Here is a 14,484-nt window from a genome sequence, read left to right on the forward strand (position 1 = left end):
GCATTGTATGGTAATCGAGTAAATTTTATATAGAGACAGAAGTGAAATTTATGCAGGTTTCCGAGCAGACGAGGATATATACATGCAAAATGTGCGGTTGTCTGTTGAAGGCATGAATTGTGCGTCCTGTGTTGGGCGAGTCGAGCGCGCGCTGTTGGCGCATGGCGGTGTTAAGATGGCGCAGGTCAATCTGGCGACGCAAACCGCCGAAGTCCAATTTGAAGCCCCCGCGACCATTTTGGACCTGTCTGATATATTGACGCGTACGGGATATCCTGCGCAAATCGAGACGTTTACGTTCAATGTCAGCGACATGAGTTGCGCGTCTTGCGTGGGACGTGTTGAACGCGCGCTTATGGCCTTGCCGGGTGTGGTGCGCGCAGCGGTGGATTTGGCAGCCGAGACGGTTCAGGTTGTTGTCATCGCGGGTTTGTTTTCGGAGCAAAAGCTGATCGATGCCATTAAAACATCTGGATACACAGCCGTTCTAGCCGAAGGTGATGCACGGGAGGCACGCAAGGTCGATGAAGCGCGACATTTGAAATCACAATTGATTTTGGCGCTGGCTTTGACCCTGCCTGTGTTTTTGATCGAGATGGGCGGGCATCTGATCCCCGCATTCCACCATTGGTTTGCGATGCTTGTGCCTGTGCAAATCTGGCGGTTTGTTCAGTTTGCTTTGACCTTGGTTGTGTTGATCGGCCCTGCGCGAGTGTTCTTTGTCAAAGGTATTCCAGCACTGTTGCGCGGAGGGCCTGAGATGAACACCCTTGTGGCAATGGGGGCTGGCGCGGCTTTTGCGTATTCAAGCGTCGTGACCTTTGCGCCTGCTTTGCTGCCAGCTACGGCGCGATTTGTCTATTTCGAAGCGGCCTGTGTGATCGCAACGCTCATTCTATTGGGGCGATATTTTGAAGCGCGCGCCAAAGGGCGCACGGGCGAGGCTATTCGGCATCTGGTTGGCTTGGGCGCAAAATCTGCACGAGTCGAACAGAACGGGCTTCTGGTTGAGTTGCCCTTTGAAGCTTTAAGTCTTGATGACATTATTCATGCGCGTCCCGGCGAAAAAATTGCCGTCGATGGCATTGTTGTGAGTGGCGAAAGCTATGTGGATGAAAGTATGATGACGGGCGAACCTGTGCCTGTGGTCAAATCGATCGGCGCGGTTGTGCGTGCGGGCACGATCAATGGCAATGGGGCATTGGTCTATCGCGCCACAGGTGTCGGGGCCAACACGCAATTGGCGCAGATTATTCGCATGGTTGAGGCAGCACAGGGGGCAAAGCTGCCTATTCAGTCGCTTGTTGATAAAATCACGCGGGTCTTTGTGCCCGTCGTTATGGCGCTGGCCTTTGTGACCGTTTGCGCTTGGCTCTTTTGGGGACCTGAACCGGTACTACAATACGCGTTGGTGGCGGGCGTTTGCGTTTTGATCATCGCTTGTCCTTGTGCCATGGGTTTGGCGACGCCCACCTCTATTATGGTGGGCACGGGGCGAGCGGCGGAACTTGGCGTGCTGTTTCGCAAGGGCGATGCGCTGCAGGCCTTGGGAGATGTCGCGGTTATGGCCTTTGACAAAACAGGTACGCTGACAGTAGGCCGCCCTGAGGTGAGCGATATTGTGATGCTCGCCAAGGGGGGCTCCGATGGGGATGAGGTTGATCTTTTGTCTTTGGTCGCAGCTGTCGAAGCGGAGTCCGAACATCCGCTTGCGCGCGCGATTGAGCGGGCAGCTGATGCGCGCGGTGGGGCGCGTCCTGAGGTTAAAGAGGTGACGTCTTTAACAGGATTTGGTTTGAAGGCGACCTCAGGCGGTCGTTCCGTTTTAATCGGCAATATCGCCTTGATGGAGCAAAACAGCGTTGAGACCTCAGCGTTTCAAGAGGCGCTAGATGCGCTGGGCGCGCGCGGTGTGACGCCCGTTTTGGTGGCTGTCGGTGGCGAGCCAGTGATGGTCTTGGGGATTTCAGATCAACTGCGCCCATCGTCGAAGCGCACGGTGCAGGCATTGCAACGCCGCGGCATCAAAGTGGCGATGATATCCGGCGATACGCAGTCTGCCGCGAAAGCCGTTGGGCAAATCTTAGGCGTCGATACTGTACTGGCGGGGATTTTGCCTGCGGGCAAGGCTGAGGCGCTTGTGGCCTTACGCGGCACCTATGGTCCGGTGGCCTTTGTTGGCGACGGGATCAACGATGCGCCCGCGCTGGCTGAGGCTGATGTGGGGCTTGCCGTTGGAACAGGCACTGATGTCGCGATTGAGAGCGCCGATGTGGTTTTGGTGGCTGGCGATCCACAAGCCGTATTGACGGCGCTTAAGTTGAGTGACGCTGTGATGCGCAACATTAAGCAAAACCTCTTTTGGGCCTTTTCCTACAATGTCATTCTTATTCCTGTGGCTGCTGGGGCGCTCTATCCCGGTTTTGGCCTTTTATTATCGCCGATGCTTGGCGCAGGGGCTATGGCGCTGAGTTCAATTTTTGTGCTTGCCAATGCCTTGCGATTGCGGCGCGTGAGCGGCGTGGCATAAGGGATATCTGAGGGAATTTCTCGGTTGCATCCAGCGACCAATATCTCGCAGTGATAACCATATGTACCCATTTCCCCAGTCACGATGGGGGTATTTGGTAGTGAAATAGGGCATTTTTGTGTCCGAGGCTCATTTTGACTCTAGTCACTGATTCGCCTTTCGTGTAGATTCACAGTGAGCAATTAACGAAAAAGATGCGACGCAAAAACAGTCGTGTGTTCCTTGGGGTAAAGTAAAGTAGTATTATGTTGGGCATTCAATTTTTTCTCCGCGATTCATCGGGCAATATCGAGCAGGGTACTTTGTCTCTTTCTGGGGAGTCCGAAACCCTCTCTATGAGTGGTGTTCAGGATGTGTCTTTGAACACATCTTCTGCGATGATTGCGAGCTATTCGCGCAGCGGCAGCGATTTGATCGTGACGCTTGTTGGCGGCAAGACGGTTGTGCTGGACGGCTATTTCGAGGGCGGCGATAAAGACCTGCTGCTTTCTGAGCGCGGCATGATGACTCACGTCGAGTTGGACGATATGGGTCAAGGCGAGTTGATCGCGACGTATAACGATGTCGATTTAACTGGCAAGTGGAGCGAATACGACCAGCTGGCCTTTTTGGATTTGGACCGTGTTGAGCCTGTTGTGGCTCCGTTGGCGCCAGCCCTTTTGGGGCTTGGTGGCGCAGGTGTAGCGGCTGCAGCAACGGCAGGTGTTGTCGGCCTTGGCCTTTTGACGGGCGACGGCGACGGCGATGGCGAGGAGCCCGATACAACGCCGCCCGTTGTGTCTATCACGGATGGTGTCGAAAGCACTGACGACATCGTCAATGGTGATGAGTATGGTACAGGTACTGTGACAATCGTGGGCACAGGTGAGCCAGGCAATACAGTCGAAGTGACCATTGGCGACACGACGGTTGTGACAACCGTAGATGATGACGGCAATTGGGTTGGCGACTTCGATAGCGCGGATCTGGACGAAGGCGAATACACCACTGACGTGACCGTTGTGGCGACGGATGAGGCGGGCAACAGCACGACTGTGACTGACGTTCTTGTCGTCGACACCGAAGCAGAAGACCTAACATTTGATACCGTTGAAGGTGACGATGTTGTCAATATCGAAGAGGCCAGCGATGGCTTGACGATTTCTGGTACATCCGAGGCTGGCGCCACAGTGAGCGTCGATCTGGAAGGTCAAATCGTTGAAACCACAGTGAACGCAGACGGCACTTGGAGTGTCGCATTCGATGCCGACGCTTTGCCTGCGGGTACTTACGACACAATCGTTCGGGCGACTGTAACGGATGCGGCGGGCAATGCGGCGACGTATATGCATGACGTGCATGTCGATCTTGAAGGCTCACTGACCATCAGCACTGGCACGGTTGGCGGTGACGGCACAGTGAACGGTGTTGAAATTGCATCAGACGTATCGATCACGGGCACGGGCGAAGCGGGGTCCACGGTTGTCGTAACGGTCGAGGGCGTATCGCGCACTGTGACTGTCGACGACAACGGCTCTTGGTCTGCGACATATGAGGCAGGCACGTTGCCAAGCGGCACATACGATGCGGCCGTGACGGCTGTGGCAACAGATGCGGCTGGAAACGTGGTGTCCTCTTCTGGCACATTCCACATCGATACCGAAGCTGGCGTTGCAATCGATGCAGGTCACTCAGGTGGTGACGAAGTTATCAACTTGAGCGAAAGCGCCGCGCCGATGACCTTTACAGGTACGGCTGATGCGGGTTCGACTGTTGTTGTGACGCTCGGCACATCGTCTTTAACAACTGTTGCGGGCAATGACGGCACTTGGTCGGTCACTTATCCTGCGGGCACATTGGCCGCTGGCGAATACGACACAACTTTGACAGCTGTCGCAACCGACGAATACGGCAATACGGCGACCTCTGTGACATCTGTTGGGGTTGATACTGTTGCTGGTACAGTTGCTTTGTCGACCAACCCAATCGAGGGCGACAATGTCATCAACGCTGTTGAAGCGTCTGATGGTGTTTGGGTGACGGGTACAGCCACACCTTACCACGAAGTCGAAGTGACTTTGGGGGGCGCTACACAGACTGTGACATCGACATCCGCGGGAACCTTCTCTGTCTTGTTCGCGGCATCAGAAGTGGTTGCCGGTGAATACGATACTACAGCGACTGCGACGATTTCTGACGCGGCTGGCAACACGATGAGCGTTACAACCGGTGTTCAGGTTGATACCTTTGTTGATGGTTTCGCGGTCACATCGACCACGGGCGGCAGTGACATGATCATGAACTCAGCCGAGACAGCGGAAGGTCTGACATTGTCAGGAACTGTCGAGCCGAATTCGACTGTCAGCGTTACTATCGGCGGCGCGAACTATTCTGTGGCCACGACTGCGGATGGGTCTTGGACGTTGGATGTCCCATCGGGCGCACTTCCGCGAGGTGAAGGCTCAACTGACGTCGAAGTCGTTGCGATCGATCCGGCAGGCAACCGCGCCACGTTGAGCGAAGCCGTGACTTATGACACCTTGGTCAACGAGCTGTCTATGGACAGCGGCGTTGGTGGTGATGGCATCTTTAACGGGACTGAAATGAGCACCTCTGGCGTGACATTGACAGGGGTTGTGGAAGCCGGTTCCACAGTGTTCGTGACGGTTGAGGGTGTGTCTCAACAAGCCTCCGTTGACGGGCAAGGCAATTGGTCCGTGACCTACGCGCCAGGCACTTTGGCGACTGGAGATTACACAGCCTCTGTCACCATTGATGCGACTGATGCAGCAGGCAACACGGCCACTGAAACCACCAGCTTTGAAATCGACACCATTGGCGATGCGCCGATGATCGAAGGGTTCTCCCGCTCGGTTCAAGGTGTTGACTCTGTACGCGTGCAAGAAAGTGACGACAGTGTTTCGGTCTTTTCTATCAGCGAAACAGGGCAAACGGCACAGGTTTCTGTTGATGCAGAATATGACCTTGGTTCGACCACCATGTTGGACTTTGCAGGTGAAGTCCCCAACGGGTCGCAAATCGTTGTGTCCTCTTTGGATGACGCAGGGAATACCTCTGACACGCTCTTCGTGCTCGACACTGGATCTTCGCGTCCTGAGGGCGTCTATTTCAGCGTTGATACCGATAACTCTGGATTGGGCGATTTTGATCTGGGCGCGATTGACTTGCAATTCGTCAATGGCGGCGAGCTGACATTGTCTGCGGCTGATCTGGATCGTTTAACAGGCGTTGACGGCACGCTGACAGTTCATGGCGGTGGCGATGATCGGGTTGTGTTGACAGATGACGCAACTGCAGGTGGCTCTACAGACATTGATGGTCAATCTTACGACATCTACACACTCGGCGACGACAGCGTCTTGTTCGTGGATTCAGATATCGACGTTGTACTTCCTTAAACCTACTCACTGCGAGGGCGGCGTTCTGCCCTCGCATAAAGAGAAAAAAAGGTGAGGTAGAGAGTGAAAAGAGCAGGGTTACTAAGTTGCATTCTGATTGGAGGCGCCACATTTTTGGGCGGCTGCAGTGATGGTGCGTCTGGTGTGTCAAAACTTTCAGATGTAAAACCTGTCGCCTTTATTAAGGGTTTGGCCGGTGGTCATGCGCGTGCCGAGGTCGACCCAAACGAGCCAAGTCTCAGCACTGCGGGCCGTGACGCTTCATCAGATATCATCGACGGCTTGCTCGCGCGTCAGTCCGTGTTGTCATCTTCTTCTCCATACGCGCCGGTTGCCAAAACGATGTTGGAAACCTCATCTGGTTTGGCCCAAGCCGAACTGCGCGCCTCTAAGATGCGCTCGATTGCACGTGACCAAAATTGGCTTCCCACAATTGGTCCGTCGATCACACTAAGCGCCCTTGGCGACTTAGCTGCAGGTCTCATCGTAGATCAGGTGCTCTATGACAACGGTAAGCGCAAAGCTGAACGGGCATTTGCGGCTGCCGATGTCGAAGTGTCTGCGGTGGCTCTGTCTCAAGACATGAATGATCGTCTGCACGCGGGCCTGACGTTGTACATTACGGCAGCTGAGGCGCACGAAAAGGCGGGCATGGCCGAACGTGGATTGGGGCGGATGCAAGAATTCAATCGCGTGGTGTCTGTGCGTGTGACGGGCGGACTGTCCAGCCTATCAGATCAACGGGTCATCCGTGCCAAACTTGCGGATATGGATCAAGAAGCCTCCACCCATCGCGAAGCGGAACGCGCTGCCTTATCCGAGTTTAGCGCGATGACAGGCGGGCATTATGCGACACCTCTGACGCAAGCCTATGCTATATCTGTCCCATCTACATCTTTGGTGCCGCTTGACGTTCTGCGCGCCGAGGCCGAGGCCAAACGGTCTGTTGCAGAAGCGAAAGCGGCACGCGCGGGCCTATTGCCCAGCTTAAGCGCTGGCGGCATTTTGGGGCAAAAGGACAGTGCTGAGGTCACTTTTGGGGGCACGGCGAACCTTGGTGTTGGCACAGGTGCTGAAATCGAAGCGCTCAAAGCAGAAGAACGCGCTGCCGCTGCCCGTGTCGCTTTGGCCAAAGAAACCGCAGCCCGAAAATCCGCACGTTTGCAAAACGAATTGAAAGCCTTGCTGCGACAAGAGCGCGACACAGCCGATTTGGTTCAGCAAAATCGTACCAATTTCAGATTGTTCCAAGAGCAGTTTGAAGGCGGGCAAAAAACAGTTATGGATGTGGTCGCAGTGTACGAACAAATGGTGCAAAGCGAATTGAAACACATCGATTTAAAATACGAAATCAGTTTCACGCAGCTTGAAATGGCACGTCTTGCTGGTGCTTTGGCAGATGGAGCGGACATTTGAGCCTTTTGCCAAAACTCACCTTCACCTCGACTGCGCCTGAGACGCCGAAAAACGTTTCAAACGAGGCCAAGCCGCCGCGGGGCAAAAAGATTGGTCCGTTGACCGTGCATTTTGGCGGCATGGCCAAACCAAAATCTGCTCCGAAAGGGACAGAGGCTTTAACGCCTGCGCCTCAAGAGACTTCCAAAACAGCACCGCGTCCCCAGCCCAAGCCACGCGCAAAGGTCACTTTGCCGGATGCTGTCGTTAAATCTGCGCTCAAATCCTCTAAATCTGAGGTGAAAGTCGAAGCGCCTGCTGCGGCCGAGCCACCCAAAAATGTTGAGCCAGAAGATCCCAATGCCGCTTTGAAAAAAGCAGCAGCAGAGGCTGTGCGCCGCCGCGTCAGCGATGCTGCAAAGCCCGCTGTGGCATCAAAAGTCGACACACCCCAAAAGGCGCCAGCGCAAAACGACAAGATCATTGAAAGGCCAGCCGCTGCGTCGCAGCACGACAGCGTTGCTAAGAATATGTCCGACAGCAAGGCTGTTTCGGATGTCACTAAGCCTGAGCCGCAAAAGTCTGAACCGCAAAAGCCGACCCGCGCTGCAACCACTCCTGTTTCGACACCTGAGGTGAAACTCCCGCTGCCTGATACTAAGACTGCCGCGCCAAAAACGGCTGCGCTTCCTATGCGCGCGCAAGTGGGCAAAGCCCCCGCCAAAAAACGTTCTGTTGTGACCAAACATGTGCACCGTGCCGAACTTGTTGCGACCTATGCGTCGAAACTTGGCGTGACGGCGATGGTGTCGGACATTTTGGAAGCCTTTTCTGGCCAGCCAGACGAAGACGTCAGCGTCGAGGCCATGGTCAAAGGGCTTGAGGTCTGCGGCCTCAACGCCGATGTCACCGTGTTGGCCAGCATCACGCCGAAAGCATGGCCGGCTTTGGCGAAAATGACCTCTGGTCATGTGATCCTTGTGCTGTCGCAGAAAGGCGATGTGATTACGATTTTCGATCGCAGCGCCCCAGATCAAACCGCCGAAGTGCCGATGTATGAATTCGCGCCCTTCTTTTCTGGTACTGTTGTGCGGGCGGGAAAATCACTTGCGACATTGACCAAATCCTATGCCCCTGCCGCGATGGCAGAGCATTGGTTTTGGGGGCAATTCGGCGCATTCCGCAAACAAATCGGTGAGATCGCGCTTGGGTCTTTGGTGGCCAACCTTTTGGCCGTCGCCGTGGCACTGTTTTCACTGCAAGTCTATGACCGTGTGATCCCGCACAAGTCACAGTCCACTTTGTGGGTTTTGGCGTTGGGCGCTGTTTTGGCCGTGGGTTTGGAAGCTGCGATCAAGCTGGCGCGGTCGCGCCTAATGGATGGTGCGGGGCGTCAAATTGAGATGCGTGTGCAATCAATGTTGATGGAACGATTGCTTGGGATGCGCTCAGATGCACGCCCCTCATCGCCCTCTGGCTTGTTCTCGGCGATGCGCGAATTTTCGTCTGTGCGTGAATTTTTCACAGCCTCTACCATTGGCACCGTGGCCGATATTCCGTTTATCTTTTTGTTCTTCGCGTTGGTCGCAACGATTGCGGGACCTGTTGTTTGGGTCTTGATGCTCGGCGCATTCATCATGGTTGTGCCTGGATATTTCTTTCAAAAGAAAATGATGCGGTTGACGGTCGAATCCCAAGGGGCCTCTGCCAAAGCATCGCGCCTGTTGCATGAGGCTGTGTTCGAACTCGACACGATCAAAACCCAGCGCGGCGAAGACCGTGTTCGTCGCATTTGGGACGAGCTGAACGTGCTAGGTGCTGCCAAATCGTCGGAGCAACGCAAACTTGCGGGCTTCTTGACGTTTTGGAGCCAAGGCATCCAGCAGGTCACCTATTTGTCTGCTGTGGTTTTAGGCACCTATTTGGTTTTTGCTGGCGAGTTTACAGTAGGCACAATCATCGCCACAGGGATTTTGACGTCGCGCACTTTGGCCCCTTTGACGCAGCTGTCGGGCACGATGGCGCGCTGGAGCAATGTGAAAACCGCGCTTGAGGGACTGAACGCCATTGCTCTTGCACCGCAAGACGCAGGGGAAGATCGCAATTTCTTGCGCCGAGAAGACATCGAGGGCGAATTTGCCTTGCGCGAATTGCAGTTCCGTTACGATGACGAGGGCGCGCCGACGCTGGATATTTCGGCGCTCGATATCAAAGCCGGCCAAAAGATTGCGGTGCTTGGCGCCAATGGATCGGGCAAGTCATCGATGTTGAAAGTGCTCGCAGGGCTATACGCACCGACGCGTGGTCGTGTGCTGCTGGATGGCGCAGAGATGAGCCAGATCGACCCGCGCGATATTCGTCGCAACGTTGGTTACTTGGGGCAAGATGTGCGTCTGTTTGCCGGATCGTTGCGCGACAACCTGAATTTGGGCGGGCTGGAGCGTGATGATGATCGTTTGCTCGACGCCCTTGATTTCTCTGGACTTGGCCCTTTCGTGCGCGGACATCATCGTGGCCTTGATTTGGAAATTCGTGATGGTGGCGAAGGCCTGTCTGTTGGGCAACGTCAATCGATTGGCTGGGCGCGTTTGTGGTTACAAGACCCGCGCGTGTGCTTGCTGGATGAACCTACTGCCTCGCTTGACCAGTCCTTGGAAACAGGGCTGGTAGGACGTCTCGGGCCATGGCTCGAAGGGCGCACGGCTTTGATAGCAACGCACCGGATGCCCATCGTTGGGCTTGCCGATCGCACGATGGTCCTTAAAGATGGCCGTTTGGTTGTCGATGGTCCGCGCGATCAAGTGCTGGCGCATTTGTCGAAATCCAGCGGCGGACCCAACGGCGGGCAAGGCTAATGTCCAAACTTGAAAATCTGCTCGACAAAGACATGGACCGGCCCGGCTGGATCATTCGCATCGTCGCTTTGGTGATCGTTGTGTTTATCGTCTGGGCCTCGTTTGCGTCAGTTGACGAAATTGTGCGCGCTGATGGTGAAATGATTTCATCTTCGCGTCCGCAGATCATCCAAAATCTTGAGGGTGGTATCTTGTCGTCATTGCGGGTGTCTGAGGGCGATGTGGTTGAGCAGGGCGACATTTTGGCGACGCTCAGTGGCACAGAATTTCGGACATCAGCCGAAGATTTACAAGAAAAATTGGACGCTTTGGAAGTGCGTAAACTGCGCTTAGAGGCTGAGCTGGATGATAAGGATTCCTTTGACGTGCCAGAAGCTTTGGCCGCGCGTGCCGCAGGGGTTATCGCCTCGGAACGCGCGCTTTTAAAGGCGCGGAGTGCTGATTATTTGGCGCGATCAGAAGGCGCGCTGAATGTACTTAAGCAGGTCGAAGCCGAACGTTCGTTGATGGAAGACATGCTGACACGCAATGTGGTGGCGCTGATCGAAGTGACGCGCACGCGCAAAGCCCATTTGGATGCGCAGCTAAAATACAACGAAATTGTCACCCAAGCGAACTTGTCAGAAGCCGAAGAGTTTTCGGAAACGCTGCAAGAAATCGCTTCGGTGAAACAGGCGCTGACGTTGGCCGAAGATCAATTGGATCGCACCATCATCACATCGCCGATGCGCGGTATTGTGAACAACCTGAGCCTGACCACAATCGGTGGCGTCGTGCGCCCCGGTGAAGAGATCGTACAGATCATTCCTGTGGATGAGGAGCTGTTTGTCGAGGCACGTGTGCGCCCCGAAGACATCGCGCATGTCGAACCAGGGCAGGCGGCAACGATCAAGCTGACAGCATACGACTATACTATTTTTGGCACGCTATCTGGACAGGTTAAGGTCTTGTCGGCTGATACGTTCCAAGATGAACGCGACCCCAATGCACTGCCCTATTACCGTGTGACTGTGTCTGTGAACCTCGACAGTTTGACAGAACGCCAAAGCCAGATCGAAATCCGCCCCGGTATGCGCGCGCAGGCTGAGTTGCACACAGGGTCTAAAACATTTTTGCGCTACCTGCTTAAACCTTTGTATAAATCGCGCGAGGCCTTTCGCGAGCCCTAAATGCGGTTTAGGTTGAACCTATGACGCACTCTGTTTCAGATACCCCAACCCCCATTCACGACGCGGCGACTGTTATTTTGCTGCGTAAATGCGGCGATGAAACTCGCGTTCTTATGGGGCAACGCGGCAAATCTGCTGTGTTCATGCCCGGTAAATTTGTGTTCCCCGGGGGGCGCGTTGATCCGCAAGATTATGACGCCTCAGACCCTAACTTGATCAACCCCGTTTGCCGCGCACGTCTTGCGATTGAGGCGACACCTGAATTGGCCACGGCGCTTTTGGTTGCAGCGCGCCGCGAGTTGCATGAAGAAACAGGATTGAGCCTGAAACCCTCGGCTGACATGCGCTTCATCTTTCGCGCGATCACGCCGCCCATGCGACCACGGCGTTTTGATGCGCGTTTTTTGATCTGCGATGCCAGTGATGTGCTGGATGATCTTGATGATTTTTCACGCGCCGAAGACGAGCTGGTGCATTTGCAATGGGTGAGTGTCGCCGAGGCGCTGACGCTTGATTTGCCGTTTGTGACGCGGATCGTCTTGGCTGAGGTCAACGCGCTTACCGCCATTTCAGGCCCGCCAGAAGTTGTACCGTTCTATGACCATCGTGACCCCGTTGGGCGGATCACATCACTTGGGTAACGGTGCTGTGTTGAGGTCTTGCAGCAAACGTTTGTGACGTTTCATTTCAGCTAAAAGCGCTTCGAATGTGGTTAGCCCTTTGGCCTCTGCCATTGAAAGCATTTTCAAAAACACTTTGGCTGTTGCAAGCGTGTCGCCTAGGGCCGTGTGGCGTTGCTCCGGCGGAATGGTAACATTCAAACGCCGGCAGATATCATCAAGCGAATGCGAAGCACTTTGCCCGAAAACGACAGCGGACAACAGCACAGTGTCGATCACGGGGTGGTCAAACGGTGCGCCTATCCTGTCTGCGTGCCGGTGCAAAAACGCCATGTCAAACGGCGCGTTATGGGCCACTAGAACAGAACCGCGGGCAAAGCTGTGCAGCGCACGCCCCGCAAGATCAATCTTGGGCTGACCTTGGATCATTTCATTTGTGATGTGGTGAATCTTGGTCGCTGCCATCGGAATGGTGCGCTCAGGATCAACAAGGGTATTGAGCTGTTCGTCCGGCACAATCTGTCCGTTGACGATACGCGTGGCTGCGATCTGGCAAATTTCGTCGCCATCTTCGGGCGAAAGCCCCGTCGTCTCAGTGTCAAACACCACATAGGCGAGATGTTTGAGAGGTGTCGTTGCGGTGTTGTCTGTCGTTTGTTGGGTTAATAGATCAAAGTCATAGGCAAGGCCGCCGCTTGATCCGGTTTTAATTGATGCCTGCGGGATTGGCAGTTTCACAACACGACGTGATCCGATTCCGAATTCTGGCCAAATATCGGTGTTCATGTCGTTTAAGTAGGCACGTCCAGTGATATCTGGATCGAGCATCTTTGTCGGCTCATTGAGCCAGGCCTCGAGCCGATCAATGTACAGAAGCTCTCCCATCCAACCCAAGGCAATGATCACGCCTGTGTCTTCGGTACTGATCAGCAAGGACAGTGCCTTTGCTCCGTCACGCGATAATCGCAGCGCAAGATAGCTTATGAGTGCGACCAGTTTGTCGGGATCAACATGGAAAAACAGCGGCGTGCTTTCGCTCGCGATGATGGTGATCCCGCTGTCTTTGAGGCGCGCGGTGATGGCGTTGCAGATGTCTTGCCCTGTGACCTTCATTAAGGCTGTCGTTTCACAGTCATCGCCCAAGTCGCGATACTGTTTCAACAGCGCGGAGGCGTCATGTGCAGCCTGAGCCAACGCGTCATCACATGCACGGTTTAGGGCGCGGCTTTCGGCGGTATCCCCAAGATATTGGCGGGCCATCTGAGCGGTTTGAAGCGTCGCCCCCATCTGGGCAAATTGATGAACCGCAAGCGTCCCCAGATCAAGGCGGGCTTGTTGCAGGTGATGGTCTTGCGCCAGATCATCCAGCGTCAAGACATAGGCAGGCAGCGCGTCTATATCGTTTGGCGCATGAACCAAGCGCAAGCGTGCGGATAGGAAATCAGTGCCGTTCGAAAGTCTGACAGTGGTTGAAATCACATGCCCAATCCCACCGTCCCCTGCACATAATCGCGCATAGGCCGACAGGATCGCAGCGCTGTCCAATGTGTCGAACAGACAGTGCCCAAGCCCAAGGTCGTGGTCACCACTGCACATGGCACGTGCGGCACCGTTGTAGAATACGACGCGGTGCATGCCCGACACCAGCAAGACCCCAAAGGGAATTTCAGCGGCCAAGGCCCCCAGCTTTTCGTTGGTCTCGATCAACTGCGTGGTTTCAAGCGCCACTGTTTGCGCCAAGGCTTTGCGGGTACGTGTCAGCTCATCACTTGCCGATTGTGCGGCAATGCCAAGATCGCCCAGATAGCGCGCACCGGTTTTGGTGGGCATATCGTCTTGCTCGGTATGTGTCGCGGCCAGCAACGCGCCTGATAATGCGCCGATGGGCTTGGCAATATGTTCATCAAACAGCATCCAGACCCAAGCCGAGAGGCCGAGTGTCCCAAAGCCCGCGATGATGCCAGCAAAGACAAAACCATCCAAAGCCTCAGGGTTTCCCAGTTTATTAAACCCTAGCACAAGACCCAAACAGAGAGCGGCCACAGTGCTGCTTGCCAAAAAGGCAAAGAACAAAAACATGCGCAGGCGCAAGGACCAGTGTTCAAACCTCATCGGATTCCCCTGTGTTAAATTGAGCTACCAGATCGATGATGTTTTGTGGGGCGAGGGGGGGCGACAGCACAGCGCTTGCACCCAAAGCGGCCAACTTGCGTTGAAAAACAGTGCGCGTATCTGGGGTGATCATGACCACGGGCAACTCAGCAGTGGCCGCATCTGCACGCAGGCGTTGGCAGACTTCTAGCCCGGAGATCTCGGCAAGTTCCGGATCGAGCAGCACCAGATTAGGCTGCAAGGACTTGATATGCGCGAGCGCCTGCGCGCCTGACGAGACACATGTCACGCGGTGGCCTTCATGGGTCAATATCAATTCGATCGCGGTGCTCTGTGGGGCGTTTGAACCTGCGATGAGAATGTCGATAGCGCCGTGCATGTGCATTGCCTAGATCACCTTGGTCT

The 14,484-nt window shown here is 54.9% G+C and carries 8 protein-coding genes; 6 read left to right on the forward strand and 2 right to left on the reverse strand.

The window, feature by feature from the left end:
* The first annotated feature begins 82 nt into the window (after positions 1 to 82).
* The 6 genes from KO497_RS17130 (at position 83) to KO497_RS17155 (ending at position 11,988) form a co-directional block, all read left to right on the forward strand.
* The gene (locus KO497_RS17130) at positions 83 to 2,530 is read left to right on the forward strand and encodes a heavy metal translocating P-type ATPase (RefSeq protein WP_215945182.1); all 2,448 of its coding nucleotides are present in this window, start codon (positions 83 to 85) and stop codon (positions 2,528 to 2,530) included.
* Between the two features lie 335 nt (positions 2,531 to 2,865).
* Positions 2,866 to 5,928, forward strand: a complete 3,063-nt coding sequence (locus KO497_RS17135; protein ID WP_215945183.1) for an Ig-like domain-containing protein — start codon at positions 2,866 to 2,868, stop codon at positions 5,926 to 5,928.
* Between the two features lie 144 nt (positions 5,929 to 6,072).
* Complete coding sequence (locus KO497_RS19510) at positions 6,073 to 7,344, forward strand: TolC family protein (RefSeq protein ID WP_215945184.1); 1,272 nt, start codon at positions 6,073 to 6,075, stop codon at positions 7,342 to 7,344.
* 671 nt (positions 7,345 to 8,015) lie between these two features.
* Complete coding sequence (locus tag KO497_RS17145) at positions 8,016 to 10,178, forward strand: ATP-binding cassette domain-containing protein (RefSeq protein WP_252729774.1); 2,163 nt, start codon at positions 8,016 to 8,018, stop codon at positions 10,176 to 10,178.
* A complete protein-coding gene (locus KO497_RS17150; RefSeq protein ID WP_215945185.1) occupies positions 10,178 to 11,347 on the forward strand; it encodes an HlyD family efflux transporter periplasmic adaptor subunit in 1,170 nt (389 codons plus the stop codon). The genes KO497_RS17145 and KO497_RS17150 overlap by 1 nt, the downstream gene beginning before the upstream one ends.
* Before the next feature lie 20 nt (positions 11,348 to 11,367).
* On the forward strand, positions 11,368 to 11,988 hold the full coding sequence (locus tag KO497_RS17155) for an NUDIX hydrolase (RefSeq protein ID WP_215945186.1): 621 nt from the start codon (positions 11,368 to 11,370) through the stop codon (positions 11,986 to 11,988).
* Here the strand turns inward: KO497_RS17155 and KO497_RS19225 are convergent.
* Positions 11,977 to 14,079 carry a 3'-5' exonuclease gene (locus KO497_RS19225; RefSeq protein ID WP_252729767.1) on the reverse strand — a complete coding sequence of 701 codons (2,103 nt, stop codon included), beginning with the start codon at positions 14,077 to 14,079 and terminating at the stop codon, positions 11,977 to 11,979. The genes KO497_RS17155 and KO497_RS19225 overlap by 12 nt on opposite strands.
* Positions 14,069 to 14,464, reverse strand: coding sequence for a response regulator (locus KO497_RS17165; RefSeq protein WP_215945187.1), 396 nt, complete (start codon positions 14,462 to 14,464; stop codon positions 14,069 to 14,071). Before KO497_RS17165 ends, KO497_RS19225 begins: the two co-directional genes overlap by 11 nt.
* Between the last annotated feature and the right edge of the window lie 20 nt (positions 14,465 to 14,484).

It is taken from the genome of Pacificibacter marinus (assembly GCF_018860665.1).
Classification (GTDB): domain Bacteria; phylum Pseudomonadota; class Alphaproteobacteria; order Rhodobacterales; family Rhodobacteraceae; genus Celeribacter; species Celeribacter marinus_A.